Origin of the sequence: Acinetobacter sp. YH12106 (assembly GCF_013418995.1) — a bacterium.
GTDB classification, from domain to species: Bacteria; Pseudomonadota; Gammaproteobacteria; order Pseudomonadales; family Moraxellaceae; genus Acinetobacter; species Acinetobacter pseudolwoffii.
In genome coordinates this window covers 1-16,367 of the sequence record NZ_VPAV01000030.1, presented here as the reverse complement: position 1 = coordinate 16,367, position 16,367 = coordinate 1, and the positions used below count along the sequence as shown (strand labels likewise).

Annotated in this window: 15 protein-coding genes and 2 pseudogenes; 7 read left to right on the top strand and 10 right to left on the bottom strand. The window is 44.3% G+C overall.

Features of this window, described 5'->3' with window-relative positions:
- The 3 genes and pseudogenes from FTU45_RS13890 to rimI form a co-directional block, all read left to right on the top strand.
- Window positions 1-173, top strand: a pseudogene (locus tag FTU45_RS13890) (elongation factor Tu); the annotation flags it as partial.
- Window positions 174-369: 196 nt separating this feature from the next.
- Window positions 370-1,254 carry a metal-dependent hydrolase gene (locus FTU45_RS13885; protein WP_180076595.1) on the top strand — a complete coding sequence of 295 codons (885 nt, stop codon included), beginning with the start codon at window positions 370-372 and terminating at the stop codon, window positions 1,252-1,254.
- Between the two features lie 102 nt (window positions 1,255-1,356).
- Complete coding sequence (rimI, locus tag FTU45_RS13880) at window positions 1,357-1,815, top strand: ribosomal protein S18-alanine N-acetyltransferase (RefSeq protein ID WP_005096020.1); 459 nt, start codon at window positions 1,357-1,359, stop codon at window positions 1,813-1,815.
- 12 nt (window positions 1,816-1,827) lie between these two features.
- On the opposite strand, the gene FTU45_RS13875 is transcribed toward rimI, so the two are convergent.
- The 3 genes from FTU45_RS13875 to trxB form a co-directional block, all read right to left on the bottom strand.
- Entirely contained in the window at window positions 1,828-2,643 is an 816-nt protein-coding gene (locus FTU45_RS13875) for an arginyltransferase (RefSeq protein WP_005096022.1), read from the bottom strand.
- A 21-nt stretch (window positions 2,644-2,664) separates the two neighbouring features.
- Window positions 2,665-3,396, bottom strand: coding sequence for a leucyl/phenylalanyl-tRNA--protein transferase (gene aat / locus FTU45_RS13870; RefSeq protein ID WP_180040283.1), 732 nt, complete (start codon window positions 3,394-3,396; stop codon window positions 2,665-2,667).
- A gap of 92 nt (window positions 3,397-3,488) precedes the next feature.
- Window positions 3,489-4,451 carry a thioredoxin-disulfide reductase gene (gene trxB / locus FTU45_RS13865; protein WP_005172342.1) on the bottom strand — a complete coding sequence of 321 codons (963 nt, stop codon included), beginning with the start codon at window positions 4,449-4,451 and terminating at the stop codon, window positions 3,489-3,491.
- Between the two features lie 250 nt (window positions 4,452-4,701).
- Between trxB and FTU45_RS13860 the strand changes: the two genes are divergently transcribed.
- Window positions 4,702-7,761 (top strand): DNA translocase FtsK, encoded by a 3,060-nt coding sequence (locus FTU45_RS13860; protein ID WP_180076594.1) that lies wholly within the window; start codon window positions 4,702-4,704, stop codon window positions 7,759-7,761.
- A 64-nt stretch (window positions 7,762-7,825) separates the two neighbouring features.
- On the opposite strand, the gene FTU45_RS13855 is transcribed toward FTU45_RS13860, so the two are convergent.
- The 6 genes from FTU45_RS13855 to FTU45_RS13830 form a co-directional block, all read right to left on the bottom strand.
- Window positions 7,826-8,113, bottom strand: a complete 288-nt coding sequence (locus FTU45_RS13855) for a PA4642 family protein (RefSeq protein WP_180076593.1) — start codon at window positions 8,111-8,113, stop codon at window positions 7,826-7,828.
- Between the two features lie 329 nt (window positions 8,114-8,442).
- The gene (gene minE / locus FTU45_RS13850) at window positions 8,443-8,715 is read right to left on the bottom strand and encodes a cell division topological specificity factor MinE (RefSeq protein ID WP_005096032.1); all 273 of its coding nucleotides are present in this window, start codon (window positions 8,713-8,715) and stop codon (window positions 8,443-8,445) included.
- 2 nt (window positions 8,716-8,717) lie between these two features.
- On the bottom strand, window positions 8,718-9,530 hold the full coding sequence (minD, locus tag FTU45_RS13845) for a septum site-determining protein MinD (protein WP_005096033.1): 813 nt from the start codon (window positions 9,528-9,530) through the stop codon (window positions 8,718-8,720).
- Between the two features lie 66 nt (window positions 9,531-9,596).
- Complete coding sequence (gene minC / locus FTU45_RS13840; RefSeq protein ID WP_005096035.1) at window positions 9,597-10,307, bottom strand: septum site-determining protein MinC; 711 nt, start codon at window positions 10,305-10,307, stop codon at window positions 9,597-9,599.
- 159 nt (window positions 10,308-10,466) lie between these two features.
- Window positions 10,467-11,531 (bottom strand): hypothetical protein, encoded by a 1,065-nt coding sequence (locus FTU45_RS13835; RefSeq protein WP_005172337.1) that lies wholly within the window; start codon window positions 11,529-11,531, stop codon window positions 10,467-10,469.
- Window positions 11,532-11,549: 18 nt separating this feature from the next.
- Window positions 11,550-12,476 carry an acyltransferase gene (locus FTU45_RS13830; RefSeq protein ID WP_005172334.1) on the bottom strand — a complete coding sequence of 309 codons (927 nt, stop codon included), beginning with the start codon at window positions 12,474-12,476 and terminating at the stop codon, window positions 11,550-11,552.
- Window positions 12,477-12,729: 253 nt separating this feature from the next.
- On the opposite strand from FTU45_RS13830, the gene FTU45_RS13825 reads away from it, so the two are divergent.
- The 3 genes from FTU45_RS13825 (at window position 12,730) to dut (ending at window position 16,059) form a co-directional block, all read left to right on the top strand.
- Window positions 12,730-13,383 carry an OmpA family protein gene (locus tag FTU45_RS13825; RefSeq protein WP_074384135.1) on the top strand — a complete coding sequence of 218 codons (654 nt, stop codon included), beginning with the start codon at window positions 12,730-12,732 and terminating at the stop codon, window positions 13,381-13,383.
- A gap of 136 nt (window positions 13,384-13,519) precedes the next feature.
- Window positions 13,520-15,559, top strand: coding sequence for a UvrD-helicase domain-containing protein (locus tag FTU45_RS13820; protein ID WP_005096042.1), 2,040 nt, complete (start codon window positions 13,520-13,522; stop codon window positions 15,557-15,559).
- A gap of 47 nt (window positions 15,560-15,606) precedes the next feature.
- Window positions 15,607-16,059, top strand: coding sequence for a dUTP diphosphatase (gene dut, locus FTU45_RS13815; RefSeq protein ID WP_005172331.1), 453 nt, complete (start codon window positions 15,607-15,609; stop codon window positions 16,057-16,059).
- Between the two features lie 192 nt (window positions 16,060-16,251).
- On the opposite strand, the pseudogene FTU45_RS13810 reads toward dut, so the two are convergent.
- A pseudogene (locus FTU45_RS13810) lies at window positions 16,252-16,367 on the bottom strand (IS30 family transposase); the annotation flags it as partial.

The window sequence follows — 16,367 nt, the reverse complement described above, 5'->3', positions numbered from 1 at the left end:
TAACTGGTGCGATCGCGCTTAAAGAAGGCGTGGAAATGGTTATGCCTGGTGACAACGTTGAGATGTCAGTAGAGCTAATCCACCCAATCGCAATGGACCCAGGTCTACGTTTTGCGATCCGTGAAGGTGGTCGTACAGTGGGTGCTGGTGTAGTTGCTAAAGTAACTGCATAATCGCTGATTGTGTAAAAAAAGCGCCTCTTTGAGGCGTTTTTTTTGTCTGGATTTTTGTCAGACAATCACTCATGAGTGTCCTTAACTGATAGTGTGATGACCTAAACTGCACTTATTTATACGATAAAAATCAATAAAACTAGGCTCAATAAAACAAATAATAGATTCAGGCAGCTGTGCTTGAAAGGAGCCTACAATGAACGTAAAAGTAAAAATTTCAGAGCGTGCTGGTGCAAGCTTTCCTGTTCGTCGTATGAATTTTGATTTTGATCATGTCCCGGAATACTGGATGCATGGATCAGCCGGTTTAACGCATTTTATGACCGCCTTATCTGCACTGTTTCCGGCAGGTGAAAAGTTCTTTATCGATAGCGTTCGGGCCGTGCGTCAGCATCCAGCGATCAAAGATAATGCAGAATTGCAAAAAGAAATTTCTGCCTTTATTGGTCAAGAAGCTATGCACACGCATGAACATGTCGGTTTTAATGCCTCCGCACAGCGCTATGGACATGATGTCGAGACACTGGATCATTATACCGATCAGGTGATTCAGACCACGCGTAAAGTCATGGCCAAACTGCTGAAGCCAGTTGACATTAGCCAAGAAATGGTGGATTTGACTGCAACCACAGCACTGGAACATTTTACCACGACCATCGCAACGCAGTTGTTAAGTAACGCTCATATCCAGGAACTGATGACTGATAAAACCATGAAAAATATGTGGATGTGGCATGCGATTGAAGAAAATGAACATAAAGCGGTGGCCTATGATGTGTTTGAAGCTGTCTTTGGTAACGGTTTAAAAGCCTATGCGCTACGGACCTCATCTTTGGTCATTTCGATGGCAACCTTAGCTGTTGTACAAAGCTATTTTCTGGCACGTTTACTCAAGCAGGACAATCAATTGAATTTGGAATCGCTGAAATCGATATATACCTACGCGTATAGCCCATCAAAAGGGGTAATTACGGGCATGAGTCGTGAAATGTTAATGTACTTTAAACCTGGCTTTCATCCAAATGATCATGATACACATGGCCTGTTAACAGTCTGGAAAGCCAAACTCGGACTTGAATAGGACTGAAAATTAAAGAGCGATTGAAATTGCTCTTTTTTTTACTCGATTTTTTGGATGAAGTTTCTATAATGCGGAAGTTAATTCTATATAAGATGAACGAAGATGATTCGTTTAATGCAAGCAGCGGATGTAGCAGCCGTTGCAAAGATTGAAAAATCTGTTCAATCACATCCCTGGACTTTAAAACAGTTTGAAGATGCGGTGACTGCTTATCAAAGTACCGTGATCGAGCAGCAAGGGCAGGTGCTGGGATTTTGTATTTTACAACCGGTGCTGGATGAAGCCAATTTACTGCTTATGGCAATTGATCCGGCTCAGCAAGGTCAGGGCTTGGGTTATCAATTATTGGATGCCTCAGTCGCCATGCTGAAAAATAATCCGGTGCAGATTTTCCTGGAAGTGCGCGAAACTAATATTGCTGCCATCAAGCTTTATGAGAAGTCAGGCTTTCATCAGATTGATTTACGCAAAAATTATTATCCGGGTTCAAACGGAACACGCGAACATGCCATCATTATGGTCAAGGCATGTACGGATGACTTTGCTAGCCTGTTCAAATAGAAACTGACGACCTTATTTAATAATCTGGTGATTCCATCCGCTGGGTAAGGTCGTCATCAATGAGTTTCCCAGGTGCTGAATCTCCAGCTCACTCAGCGCACGGTTTAAACGTCGCCATTGACCATCAATCAAGAGTTCTAGCGGCAGATACTGAGATTTATAATTCATCTTGTTGGAATGTGGCACCCAATAACCGAGGTAGATGAATTGCAAGCCAAGTTTTTGCGCATGTTCAATCTGTTTCAAGATTGCAAATGCACCGAGAGAGCGGCGATTTTCATCCGGATCGAAGAAGGTATATACAGCCGAGATGCCATCATCCAGCAAGTCGCAGGTGGAAACACTGATCAAGCGATCATCCAGCCATAATTCTAAAAAGAAGCTGTCTGTACAACTTTGCAATAAAAACTTTTCGAACTGATCGCGACTCGGAGGGAACATGTCACCATCTGCGTGGCGTTCATTGATATAGCGTTCATACAGCGCATAATGCGTATCACCGGCCTGCTCTGGACTGGTAATTTTCACCCGCAGATCCTGATTGCGTTTCCAGGCTTTTTTTTGTGAACTGTTCATGGAAAATTCAGCCACTGGCACGCGTGAAGATAAGCATTGACGACACAGATGACATTCCGGACGATAAACAAAATCGCCACTGCGCCGGAAACCGGTGCGCGACAGTTCTGACAGGGTCAGTACATCAATGCGATGCGCAGGATCCAGAAAAACCATACGTGCCGACTTATTGGGCAAGTAGCTGCAATCGTGCGGCGGCGTAATATAATACTGTAAATCGTTCAGTAGGGACTTTGGCTGATAAGAGTTCATAACAAGTACCCTCTGTTATTTTCATTCACTGAGTCGCGCGTTTTGCGCTATTGTTTTACTTGAAAATACACCCTCTTGATACTTTTTCCAATCGATAGCAGGCTGTTTTACAACATCTTGTAACGAATTAAGATAGTCTTGGCGAGAAAGTGTACAGGCGCCGAGGCTTAAAAGATGGTCATTGACCAACTGGCAGTCAATCCAGGGCAGCTTATTTTCCTGCCCAATCAGCATTAAAGTATAAAAAGCCATTTTAGAAACATCGGTCTGCGTACTAAACATGGACTCACCAAAACAACCCTGTCCAATCGTCACACCATAAAGCCCACCTACAATGCGATTTTCATCCCAGATCTCAATACTATAGCCATATCCGGCATCGAACATGTCGCAGTATCCTGCGATAATATCTTCACTGATCCAGGTTTCTTCTGCATAAGCACGCGGCAGTGAGCAGGAACGAATCACCCTTTCAAAAGCATGATTGACCGTGATTTGATAATCCCATTTTTTCATATTGCGGATCAGGGATTTACTTGGATGATAATCATGGGGCCGAATAATGCAGCGCGGTTCCGGACTCCACCAGCAAATAGGTTCTCCCTCAGAAAACCAGGGAAATAAGCCATGGGTATAGGCTTCAAAAAGTGTGGAAGGGGAGAGGTCAGCACCAATACAAATCAGTCCTTCGCCTTCAGGGTCAACCTGCATCGGGTCAGGAAAGATAAATTGTGAGGGAGGAAGTAGATGCATGGCAAACCTGAAATAAAACTATAGATGAATCATAAGCTAATTCTAGCAATAAAAAAGCCGCCCATAATGGACGGCATTTTTATTCTTGCTGCTTAGTCTAGTTTGCCCATCGCATCAAGATATTTTTCTGCATCGAGTGCAGCCATACAGCCTGAACCCGCAGAAGTAATGGCCTGACGGTAAATGCTGTCAGCAATATCGCCCGCAGCAAATACGCCCGGTACCGAAGTTTGGGTTGCATTACCCGCAGTACCACTTTGCACCTGAATATAACCGTCGCGCAGCTGCAACTGACCGTCAAACATTGAACTGTTTGGCTTATGGCCAATGGCAACAAACATACCCGTTACATCGACGTTTTGAGTAGAGTCATCCTGGGTCGACTTGATACGTACAGAGGTCACACCAGATTGTGCATCCCCTAAAACTTCATCGACCTGATGGTTCCAGATAATGCTGATCTTGCCTTCTTTTTCTTTAGCAAATAAATGATCTTGCAAGATTTTTTCAGAACGTAATGAATCACGGCGATGAACCAGAGTCACATGCGAAGCGATATTGGATAAGTATAAGGCTTCTTCAACAGCGGTGTTACCACCACCCACAACCATGACTTTCTGGTTTTTGTAGAAGAAACCATCACAAGTGGCGCAAGCGCTGACGCCTTGACCCATAAAGGCAGCTTCAGATTCAAGACCTAAATATTGAGCTGTTGCACCGGTACAGATGATTAAAGCATCACAGGTAAATTCGTCCATATCGCCTTTCAATACGAAAGGGCGCTGGTTTAGATCTACTTCATTGATATGGTCATACACGATTTCAGTGCCAAAGCGCTCTGCATGCGCCTGCATACGCTCCATCAATGCTGGACCGGTTAAGCCTTCAGGATCACCGGGCCAGTTATCCACGTCCGTGGTCGTGGTCAATTGGCCGCCCAGTTGCAAACCGGCAATGAGGGTTGGTTTTAGGTTTGCACGCGCTGCATAGACTGCTGCGCTGTAGCCTGCGGGGCCAGAACCTAAAATAATCAGTCGTGAGTGACGTGCGCTCATCAGCTGTATCCTTTTTTATTTAGAAATTTATTGAATTATACGTGAAACTGTATAACAGTGGGGTGAGATTAAAGTCGATATTATTGATCATTGAAATCGATTTGGGCTATATATAATAAGTACACAGTGTGCTTGCACAATAGTGCATCTTTTTTCACAGAACAGGTGCATAATATGCCTTTTATTGCGTCGCTTTTTTCAAGCATTGAAGCAAAAGAATATTCATGAAGAATTGGTTACAGGACAGTATATGACAGCGGTGTCGAGTGCCTATGCACAGCGCTTAGTAATGACATTATTTTTAGTCTCATTTGGGATTTATCTGTTTCTTGCAACAGTGACCTATACGCCATTTGATCCGGGATGGATGCATATCTCTAGTGATACGCAGACCGTTTCGAATGCCAGTGGGGTTGCGGGTGCCTGGATTGCAGACCTTTTGTTTGGCTTTCTCGGTTGGGCAAGCCTGCTGATTCCTGTCTATCTGTTTATGGAAGCGGTTCAGGTCTGGTGGCCACGTAGCTTCCTGAACCGGCCATTCCGCTATGCTGCGCAATTCTTCCTGTTATTGACCACGTCAGCACTGCTGTTTTTATTCTGGCAAGTGCCTGCCGATACGCTGGATAACTCTTCCGGCGGTATTATTGGCTATGAATTAGGCCAGAGTTTAGAACAGTTGCTGACGGTATATGGTGCTGCATTCTTCCTGTTGGTATTTTGGGTGATGTTATTTACACTGGCCTTTGGGGTGAAGTGGAACAAGACCTGGAGCAGTCTCAAAGCAACACCGGCTTATTTACAGGATCTGTTCTATCGCAATATCCCTGAAGGTATGTCCGATTTTGACCGGACTGCGCCTGTGGTTAAAAAAGAGCCAGTGAATGCTGCGAAGAAAATGGTCGCAGTAACCCCTGCACCTGAGCATGAACTGGTAGACATCGATCCGGTAGTGCGTGATCAGGTTGCTGAACGCTTATTTGATGATTTTGCTGATAAAGAATCGCAGCAGCCACAGTTACATGACGATATTCCTGAGGCTGTACAGCAGGCTCCTGAGCCAGTCGAGACATTGAAGCAAGCACCGCAAGTGCCGCAACAGCCAGACCGCGTCGTGGCAACAGGCGAAGTATGGCGTACCTTACATTCCAGTGAAGATCAGCGCCATAAACAGGATATTGATGCATTACTTAAAGCTGCCGAAGAAGAGCAGCATAGTGCTCCAGCCTCACACTTGGCGGTTTCTCAAGCTGTGCCGTCTCAACATGTTCAAGCCAGAACAGCGCCTGCTACGCATACTGGGCTGGACTGGGATGATGATGAAATCTTTGATGAACTTCTGGCTGCCGTTCCACAAGGGAAAACGGCGACAGATGTGCATAGTCCATTTAATGCTGCGCCTGCTGCAAACCCCCAGAGCTTTGCCGAAGAAGTTACAAGCGCGGCGCCGGTTCTGGCATCTGTCGCAACAGCACATGTAGTCAAAAATAGTGCATTGCAAGCCGATCTGGATGACCTGGGTGATTTGCTGATTGAAGAAGATGAGCCAAGACCAAGCCAACCGGTACGCAGCTCTAGCTATGCGCAATCTTCTGCTTTTGTACAGGCCCCGATTCAGCATCAAGTTATAGCACAACCGGTATCTGATTCTTCTGCAACTCATGCCGCAGTACGCGAGGCTTTATCTAAAGAAGAATTTGTAGAAGCCTGGCAAGAAACGGCTGGCAAACCACAAGATGAAGACGAGTTTGATTTTGATGCACCTTTAACTGATGCTTCAGGCCGTCCGATGTCACGTGCGATGCAGGTGGCTGAGCGCCGTAAAGATCTATCGCCTCTTCCGGGTCTGGACCTGCTGGATGAAGTCGATCCGAATAAAAAAGTGAATTTCACTGAAGAACAATTGTCGCGTTTATCTGAACTGCTTGAAATCAAACTGCAGGAATTCAATGTCAAAGCCAAGGTGGTTGAAGCACAGCCGGGCCCAGTGGTGACACGTTTTGAACTGGATCTGGCGCCGGGTGTGAAGGCCTCTAAAGTCACTAATATTTCCCGAGATTTGGCACGCTCGATGTCGATGGCATCGGTACGTGTGGTTGAAGTGATTCCCGGTAAACCGTATATCGGGATTGAAGTGCCGAACAGCAGCCGTGAAATGGTACGTTTGATCGAGCTTCTGACCATTCCAGCCTTCACTGATCCGAACAGTATTCTTTCCATGGCAATGGGTAAGGATATTTCCGGTAATCCGGTAATTGCTGACTTGGGCAAGGCACCGCATATGCTGGTGGCGGGTACCACGGGTTCAGGTAAATCGGTGGCAGTCAACTCGATGATTCTATCGATGTTGCTCAAATACAGCCCTGAACAGTTGCGTTTGATTCTGATCGATCCAAAGCAACTGGAACTGGCTAACTATAATGATATTCCACATTTATTGACGCCTGTCGTCACCGATATGAAAGATGCAGTCAACGCATTAAATTGGTGTGTCAATGAAATGGAACGTCGCTATAAACTGATGTCTTTCCTGAAAATTCGTAAACTCAGTGACTATAACCGCAAGGTCGAAGAAGCGATTGCCAATGGTGAAGACCTGATCGATCCAACCTGGAAGGCCAGCGATTCAGTGGTGGGTGAGCGTGCACCGCGTTTAACGCCGTTGCCTTCGATTGTGATTGTCGCGGATGAATTTGCTGACATGATCATGCAGGTCGGTAAAAAAGCTGAAGAAATGATTACGCGTCTGGCACAAAAATCCCGTGCGGCCGGTATTCACTTGCTGCTCGCCACTCAGCGTCCATCGGTGGATGTGATCACCGGTTTAATCAAAGCCAATATTCCGACCCGTGTAGCACTGCGTGTCAACTCAAAAATTGACTCACGTACTATTCTGGATGCAGGCGGTGCAGAAGACTTGCTCGGTCATGGTGATATGCTCTTCCTGGGGCCTGGTAAAATTGAGCCTGAGCGTGTGCATGGTGCCTTTATTGCCGATGATGAAGTGAACCGGATTTGTGATGCATGGCGTGAACGTGGTGCGCCCAATTATGTCGATGAAATCCTGACGCCGTATGATGAGGAACCATCAAATCGCGGTTTTGAAGAGGGTGGAGAGAGTGGCCCAGATCGAGATGCACTGTATGATCAGTGCGTAGCATTTGTACTCGAAACCCGTAAGGCTTCAACGTCTTCGCTACAGCGTAAATTTAGTCTGGGGTATAACCGTGCTGCGCGGATCATTGACCAGATGGAAGAGAATGGTATTGTCAGTGGCATGGGGGCCAATGGTAAACGCGAGATTCTAGTTTAAGTTTCTTTATACTGAACCATAAAAAAGCCTGCAATTGCAGGCTTTTTTAATACGGTAGCTAAAATCAGGTAAACTTTGCCAATACCGCCAAGAACTCGGCACTTTGACGCGGGAAGGTGGCAATCACGTCATGAATGCGTTGCCCTTCAGGATTGGTTGCATTGACATCACGGTCATCAGCGACAAATTTCGTCAACAGGCGTTCATAATCAAATGGACGCATATGCTTGAAAGCATGATAAAGCACGTGAAAGTCAGCATTTACACCTGCAGGAGGAAGCTGATTCAGGTAGGCAAATACACGTTCATCTGACCATTCTTCGTTAAAGGTCGCTGGTTGAGATAATGCCATCGCAATTTCCTTGATCTAATGTAGTTTTTTCGGCATGAAAAAAGGCAAAATTTGTATGAGCAAGAGACAGTGTCTTTTGAGCTGACTCTGTCTACTAGAAACATTGTTTCTAGTCTTGGGATTGAGTAAATCCTTAAAAGCCGTGCTTTAATTTACTGATCCAGACCACTCAAAGCCTAGCTTCTCGACTTGCGGCTGGGTAAAGCAGTATTTACGACCAGCCCACTCGAAGCCTAGCTTCTCGTCTTGCGGCCGGGTAAAGCCGTGCTTTACTAATCCGGCCTCATATTTTGCCTTGAATCAATTTGCTTGACCAATCAAAAATCAGATTATCGTTCTTCAGGTAAATTGATATTCATCTCAAGCATTTCAATATTGGCTTCAGAACGTACCGACATTTGAATATGCTGCTCATCGACACCACGTACATAGCGATTGACCACTTGCATGATTTCTGTCTTCATCTGATCAATTTTGTCCTGGCTCAAGCGACGACCCAAGCCTTGTTCGGAAGCAACGATAACCTTCAAACGGTCTTTAGCAGTCCGTGCGCTTGATGGTTTATCCTCGCCACTAAAAAGTTTACTCCAGAATCCTGCCATGTCTACGCTCCAAATAGTCGTGCTAACCAGCCCTTAGGTTTTACCTCGATATGACGGTAAGGACGTTCTTCGCCAAGGAAACGTGCCACGAGGTCATCATAAGCCTGACCTGCTGCAGCCTCAGTAAAAAGAATCACCGGCTTACCTTCGTTCGATGCCTGTAAAACACTTGGACACTCAGGAATAACGCCCAAGGTCGGTACACGTAAAATATCTTTAGAAATATCGTCAATCGTCAGCATTTCCTGTTTATCGGCACGTTCCGGGTTGAAACGGGTAATACACAGATGCTTACGAATGCGACCTTCGTTTTGTTCTACTTTTTTAGTTTTACTGTCAAGCATGCCAATGATACGGTCAGAGTCACGTACTGATGAAATCTCAGGATTGGTGACAATGATGGCTTCATCAGCATGGTACATGGCCAAAATAGCACCACGTTCAATACCGGCAGGTGAATCACAGATAATGTAATCAAATTCCTGCGAAAGTTCATCCATTACACGAGCAACACCTTCATCTGTTAAGGCATCTTTATCACGTGTTTGTGATGCAGGTAAAATATATAAATTTTCAATATCTTTATCGCGAATCAGTGCTTGCTGTAATCGTGCTTCGTTATTTAAAACATTCACAAAATCATAAACTACACGGCGTTCACAGCCCATAATCAAATCAAGGTTACGTAAACCTACATCGAAATCGATCACAACAGTTTTGTGACCGCGTAGGGCTAAACCTGTTGCAAAAGATGCACTTGTTGTAGTTTTACCTACACCACCTTTGCCTGACGTTACGACAACAATTTTCGCCACCGAATCCACTCCTGTTATGGTTCAAATCCCCTGTTTAAAATGGGGTTTTTGGTATTTATTTATACATTAAAATTGTAGAGCTTCAAATACAAGCTCTTGTTGATCATTCAAGTAAATATGCACTGATTTCTTAACGACATGCGGGGGAATATCATCCGCTACGCAATAGGTTCCCGCAATCGAGATCAGTTCTGCTTCAAGGCTGTGACAGAAAATACGGGCTGCCGTATTCCCCCCGACACCTGCAATGACACGACCACGTGCGCTGCCATACACATGGATATTGCCTGAAGCAATCAGTTCTGAACCACTGTTGATGCCGGCATTGATAATAATGTCGCCATTATGCTGCACAATACATTGGCCCGTCCGCAGAATTTCATCATGATATGAGGTCACATGCGCAACGATCGGGGCAGCAGCTGCCTGATCATCACTTGTCGCTGCTTCTGGCTTAACTTCTACCACCTGTTCTTTCGTGGCTTTCACTTCTTCTAACTGGCGATCGGGTGGCAAAACCGGGAACTGAATGGAACGCGCCTGATCACCCAGTAAACCCTCAGTCACGGCCATTGGCTGTACATCTAAGTCGATTAACAGCTGAATCAGGGCAATCAGTTCCTGTTCAACTGAACTTTCAATGACGGCCAAAGTGCCAGATGGGAATGCAGCTTGTAATTTTGGGCTAAGTTGCTGGCGGATGGCATCATGATCATTGGTATCTAAGCTAATGCGTATTGCATTGACCATTCTGCCTTTTATCCGTATATCAGCCATAATTCTTCCTTAAATACTTCTGACTTGCTGGTTTTATGTCGAAGCAATGTTGTAAATAGTGCAAATCCTAGAACAAATTGGCGTAATTCTCTAGCGATCTCAGTTATTTTTTTATGCCAACAGAACCGGATGATTTTATCTGGTTCTGCACTTTAAATGTTATCTATCTATTGAGCGCTGATTTTGCTCATGTTCTTCTAAAATCTGTTGCCACTGTTTGACTTTCACCTGTTTTTGGATCGCTTCAAGTGTTTCAAAAACAGCCGATTCAACCAACTTATCAATATGTGGATTATGTTCAATCTGAATCTGGCTGATTTTATCTGAAATTAGGGTAAAAGTCGGATTTTCTTTTTGGCCGGTATGAGTAAAGGGATCAATCAGACCTTGGGTGATATTTTCCCCTAGACGTTGGCCAATACTTTGAATTTGTTGTTCAATCCGGCTACCGACAAGTGGAATTAATCGCAATAACTGGGTCAGTTCCGGGGTGTCTTCAATGGCTTGATTGACTACTTGCCCGACATTTTTAGCAATCATGGAACGTTGTGCCTGCAACTCTTTACCCAAAGATTCCTGCAAGATGTCTGCCAAGGCAACTGCCAGTAATTTACGATGATGTTCTACCAAATCATCAATCAATTTTTTATGTGATGTACTGGTGCTGAGTTCACGCTTAATACCGTCCAGTACAGTCAGCACCACACGGCTGGAAAGCTCCTCCATGAGCATGTTGTAATAAAAATTGCCTTGACGATACCAGCGCTCGGGAATGACTTTATAACCGTGACTATGCAAGTTATAGCCAATCGCGACCGCACGTAACAGACGCAGAAAGCGCAGTTGTGGAATAATGGAGAGAATTTCATACCAATGTACGAATGGAAAAAACCACCAGCGCCGATGATGGCGCTGAACAATGGCAATGCCCCAACGTGCCAGTAATTCACAGATCAGGAAGGTGGTAAACCAGCCCTCAGTAATGACGACCCAAGGGCGTAAATCACTTTTATAAAACTGCAAGATTTCCGGTAAACGAATGAAGTCAAACAACCATTGACCAAAATCGCTCATTAAAATGGCGTTGGCACTGAGACAAAATAGATTAATGATGATTAAGACCATCATAAAAATGTCGTAAATCAGCGCAACTTTCCAGCCCCAGGTGCCTTTACGAATAAACTTAAATGAGCTAGAGGTGATGTCGGGGTTGTCGTTCTTCATAGTTACTCAGGCAAAAAATCAGACAGCGCTTTGGTCAAAGTTCTGCTGCATTTGCGCTATTAGTTGATCTTTTTCAGTCCAGATTTGATCAATCCATTTCTGGAAACGTGCACGGTATTCAGCATCATCTTCATAATTGCCGCCGAGTACCCAGTCAGGAATCTCAATTTTTCTTAAATTTACCGCAATTCGTGGCACTTCACCTAACCAAAATTCACCATAACCCGGAATACCGTCCGGATAAACGATGGTCATATCGACCAGCGCATCAATTTTATCGCCGAGAATACTCAGCGCCAAAGCCAGACCACCGGCCTTAGGTTTAAGTAAGTATTTGTAAGGAGACTGCTGCTGATCATGTTTGTCTTGGGTAAAACGCGTGCCTTCCAGATAATTTAACAGGGTAAAGGGCTGACTGATCAGCTGCTCACAGGATTTACGTGCTTCTTCCATATCGCGGTATTTTAGCGCAGGATTTTTAGCAATCTGTTCCTTGCTATGCCGTTTCATCATCGGAAAACCTAAGATTTTAAAGGCTTGACCGACAAAAGGAATAAAAATAAGTTCCCATTTTGTAAAAAAACGCGTCAGCGGCATACGGGTCAAGCCGAAGTACTGATTGACGGTGGTATCGACCCAGCTTTGATGATTACAGGTCATTAAATAACGGCCCTGCATATTTAAATCAAGTGATTCATCTACTGTTATTTGCCATTCGGTATTGTTGAGCACATTGTCAATCAGCCAGTTATTGACGCCTAACCAGCTGTTGGTAATCTTGATATTGGTTTCATCAACTTTTGCAGATTTTTTAAAAAACTTGGTAAAACCCAGCGCCAGAACCGGAGGGCCATGAAAAAAAGTACTGCCTGTCATCACTGAGGTGACAGCCAAGCCACGTGTAAGTTTTTTTAAAGTTGCTTGTTTATTGCTATTCGATGACATATCAAAACAGTCCCCAGAGATTAATCGCTTAAATTTTTTCATATTTTGAATAATATAATGAGAGTGAGGCAAATAAAAAAGCCTAAAGGCCTAACTATGAAGATATTGTGATGAAGTCCATTGTTTTAGTTACATATAAACATTACAAAATATTGCGAAACGATTTATTATTAACAAAAATTCAATGGTTATCCCGTTCAATTTAAATCATTATTTCGCTTATACAACAAAGCATACAATAAGGAGTCATGCGATGCGTGCACTAGTAATTTCAGCAGCTGTAGCAGGGGCCGTAGCACTTACAGGTTGTCAATCAACTGGTAATAACCTCGGTGGTGTGGAATATGATAAAGCTGCTTTAGGTACTTTAATTGGTGCTGCAGCAGGTTACGGTGTTTCTAAGAGTAATGCGAATACCAGCCGTCAAAACAACCGTGCAGCAGCGATTGGTGCTGTTGTTGGTGGTGCAGCAGGTGTTTATCTTGATAACAAAGAGAAAAAATTACGTCAAGCAACAGCCGGAACTGGCGTAGATGTTAACCGTAATGCAGATGGTTCGATTAACCTTGTAATGCCAGGTAGCATTACATTTGATACCAACAAATCGAACATCAAACCAAACTTCTATGGCACTTTGAATAAAGTGGCTCAAGTATTAACCGAAGATAACCAGAGCGGTATTTTGGTCACTGGCTATACAGACAGTACCGGTAATGACTCAATCAACATCCCGTTGTCTCAAGCACGTGCCAACTCTGTAGCAACTTATTTATCAGGTCAAGGTGTTTCACGTACACGTATTAATGCTCAAGGTTTAGGTTCAGCCAACCCGATCGCAGACAATACAACTGCGGCGGGTAAAGAACAAAACCGTCGTGTAGAAATCGCGGTATATGCTGTTCAATAATCTTTAAACGCATATAAAAAAACCACCTTCGGGTGGTTTTTTATATCTGAACATTGACCTGATTAATCGTATTTTAAATTAGGCAACTGAGGCAGAGATGACTATAATCGGAGCCGAATCTAGAAGAGGAAGCCATATGTCACTCGCCAGTCAGTTAAATGACAAGCAACTTGAAGCCATGAAATACACTCAAGGACCCTTGTTAGTACTTGCAGGAGCGGGTTCAGGCAAGACTTCAGTGATCACGCGAAAAATCGCATATCTTGTCAAGCATTGCGGGATTCCTGCGCATCGTATTACTGCAATGACCTTTACCAACAAAGCGGCACGTGAGATGAAAGAGCGTGTCAGCAAATTGTTGACCCGTGAAGAAAGTAAAGGCGTTTCAGTTTCGACTTTTCATACCTTTGGCCTGAATATGCTGCGTCTGGAGCTGAAACATACCCCCCTTAAAAATAATTTTTCGATTCTGGATGCTGACGACTGCAAACGTATTCTGATGGATTTGATGCATCGTGATAATTTATCCGGTGCAGAAAGCAAAGAACTGATTGCCAAAGCGATGAAAATGATCTCGGACTGGAAAAATGATCTGATTCCACCCGAGCAGGCGCATACCACTTGTGAAACTGCCGAAGATGTCCAGTTTGCGCATTTATATCAGCTTTATGAACGTAATCTGCGTGCCTATAATGCGGTAGATTTTGATGACCTGATCGTGATGCCGACACGTCTGCTACAGGAAAATGCCGAAGTACGGGATAAATGGCAAAACCGGGTGCGTTATTTGCTGGTCGATGAATATCAGGACACCAACACCGCACAGTATATTCTGGTGAAATTACTGGTCGGCGTAATGGGGCAGTTCACTGCTGTAGGCGACGATGACCAGTCCATCTATGCCTGGCGTGGGGCTAAACCGGAAAATATGGCCTTGCTGCAACAAGATTTCCCGAATTTAAAAGTGATTAAACTGGAACAGAACTATCGTTCGACCAGTCGTATTCTTAAAGCAGCCAACACCGTGATTGGCAATAACCCGCATATTTTTGATAAAAAACTCTGGTCAGACAAAGGCCATGGTGAAGTGATCCGGGTGATTACTTGCCGTAATGATGATGATGAAGCAGAACGCGTGGTCAAAGACCTGATCACGCATAAATTGATGAATGGGAAAAGCTGGAAAGATTATGCGGTATTATATCGCGGCAATTTTCAGGCGCGTATTTTAGAAACCCATCTCCGTCAGATGCAGATTCCGTATAAATTGTCTGGCGGTCAATCTTTTTTCGCGCGTGCCGAAATCAAGGACATGATGAGTTATTTACGCCTGATCATTAACCCTGAAGATGACAGCGCTTTCCTACGGATTATCAATACGCCAAAACGTGCCATTGGGCCGGTGACACTGGAAAAACTGGGTCTCTTTGCTCAGGAAAATAACCTGTCACTGCTGGCTGCGGCAGCGGATCAGCGTTTGACCATGGCGATTCCGAAAAAGGCCACCACACAGTTGGCAGAGTTTGCCGACTTCATTGAGGGCTTTACCCGCAATTTACTTGATGATGATGAACCGGTACCGATCATCCGTCAGATGATGATTGAAGCAGGTTATATCGATTACATCAAGGAAACTGCAGCCACGCCGGCACAGGAAAAAACCAAGCTCGACAATATTGAAGTGCTTTACAGCAGCATCCAAAGCCTGATTAACCGCGCTGAAGATGTCGATGAAAAAAATATTGAAAGCGTGATTCGTAAAATGGTGCTGCTGGATATGCTGGAGCAGCAACAGGAAGAAGAAGATACTGACAAAGTCAACTTGTTAACCTTACATGCTTCTAAGGGGCTTGAGTTCCCTTATGTCTATCTGATCGGGCTGGAAGAAGAAATTCTGCCGCATAAGAACTCGATTGCTGCGGAGACGGTTGAAGAGGAACGTCGCCTGATGTATGTCGGGATTACCCGTGCACGTCAGGGTCTGACCATTACCTTGGCCGAACAGCGCAAGGCTGGCGGACAGATGAAGCAAATGACTCCAAGCCGTTTTCTGGATGAATTACCGGAAGATGAACTGGAATGGTTAGGTCGCAAGAAAAAGCTGGCGGGTAATATCGATCCGAAATTACAGGCGCAGCATTATCTGGATAATTTGCGCAATCTTATCAAACGATAAACTTCAACGCTTATACATATTTTAAATGCAACAACAGGAATGAACACATGAAAGTTCAGGTGAAAGTCCTTGACTCGCGTCTCGGTCAGGAATGGCCATTACCGACTTATGCCACCACAGGTTCAGCAGGATTGGACTTGCGTGCCTGCGTCCATGAAACGACAGTGATTGAACCGGGTCAAACCGTTTTAGTGAAAACAGGCTTGGCGATTTATATCGAAGATCCTGCTTTTGCAGGTCTGATCTTGCCACGTTCAGGTTTAGGTCATAAGCACGGGATTGTGCTGGGTAATCTGGTAGGTCTTATCGATTCAGATTATCAGGGTGAATTGATGGTATCGGTCTGGAACCGGAGTCAGACTGCTTTCAGTCTGGAGCCGGGTGAACGTTTGGCGCAATATGTGCTGGTACCGGTAGTACAAGCTGAATTTGATCTGGTCAGTGAATTTGAAGCCACTGAGCGTGGTGCTGGTGGCTTTGGCCATACCGGTAAAAACTAAAGAGAAGATGACCTGCAAACAATGAATGGATGTAGGTCATTTCTTAAATACAACAAAGTAAATCCTAAACATAATGTGACGCTTAAAATGGAGTTAAAAATAAAAATTTATTTTCTATATAAATAGAGTTATTCAAAATTGAAATTTATATCTTTATTTTAATTTTAGCCGGGGAAATTAAAAATGGCGGATTCAAGCGGCAAGTGCAACAGTATAAAAACCAGCCATAACTTCACTAGGCGTATACCAACCTAGTGTTTTTCTAGGACGATGGTTGAGTGCAAATTCTATCTGCTCTATTTGTTCGT

Excerpts from the sequence above, each read along its gene's own strand:
- FTU45_RS13885 (WP_180076595.1), top strand. The coding sequence starts at position 370 with ATGAACGTAAAAGTAAAAATTTCAGAGCGTGCTGGTGCAAGCTTTCCT.
- rimI (WP_005096020.1), top strand. The coding sequence starts at position 1,357 with ATGATTCGTTTAATGCAAGCAGCGGATGTAGCAGCCGTTGCAAAGATT.
- FTU45_RS13875 (WP_005096022.1), bottom strand. The coding sequence starts at position 2,643 with ATGAACTCTTATCAGCCAAAGTCCCTACTGAACGATTTACAGTATTAT.
- aat (WP_180040283.1), bottom strand. The coding sequence starts at position 3,396 with ATGCATCTACTTCCTCCCTCACAATTTATCTTTCCTGACCCGATGCAG.
- trxB (WP_005172342.1), bottom strand. The coding sequence starts at position 4,451 with ATGAGCGCACGTCACTCACGACTGATTATTTTAGGTTCTGGCCCCGCA.
- FTU45_RS13860 (WP_180076594.1), top strand. The coding sequence starts at position 4,702 with ATGACAGCGGTGTCGAGTGCCTATGCACAGCGCTTAGTAATGACATTA.
- FTU45_RS13855 (WP_180076593.1), bottom strand. The coding sequence starts at position 8,113 with ATGGCATTATCTCAACCAGCGACCTTTAACGAAGAATGGTCAGATGAA.
- minE (WP_005096032.1), bottom strand. The coding sequence starts at position 8,715 with ATGGCAGGATTCTGGAGTAAACTTTTTAGTGGCGAGGATAAACCATCA.
- minC (WP_005096035.1), bottom strand. The coding sequence starts at position 10,307 with ATGGCTGATATACGGATAAAAGGCAGAATGGTCAATGCAATACGCATT.
- FTU45_RS13835 (WP_005172337.1), bottom strand. The coding sequence starts at position 11,531 with ATGAAGAACGACAACCCCGACATCACCTCTAGCTCATTTAAGTTTATT.
- FTU45_RS13830 (WP_005172334.1), bottom strand. The coding sequence starts at position 12,476 with ATGTCATCGAATAGCAATAAACAAGCAACTTTAAAAAAACTTACACGT.
- FTU45_RS13825 (WP_074384135.1), top strand. The coding sequence starts at position 12,730 with ATGCGTGCACTAGTAATTTCAGCAGCTGTAGCAGGGGCCGTAGCACTT.
- FTU45_RS13820 (WP_005096042.1), top strand. The coding sequence starts at position 13,520 with ATGTCACTCGCCAGTCAGTTAAATGACAAGCAACTTGAAGCCATGAAA.
- dut (WP_005172331.1), top strand. The coding sequence starts at position 15,607 with ATGAAAGTTCAGGTGAAAGTCCTTGACTCGCGTCTCGGTCAGGAATGG.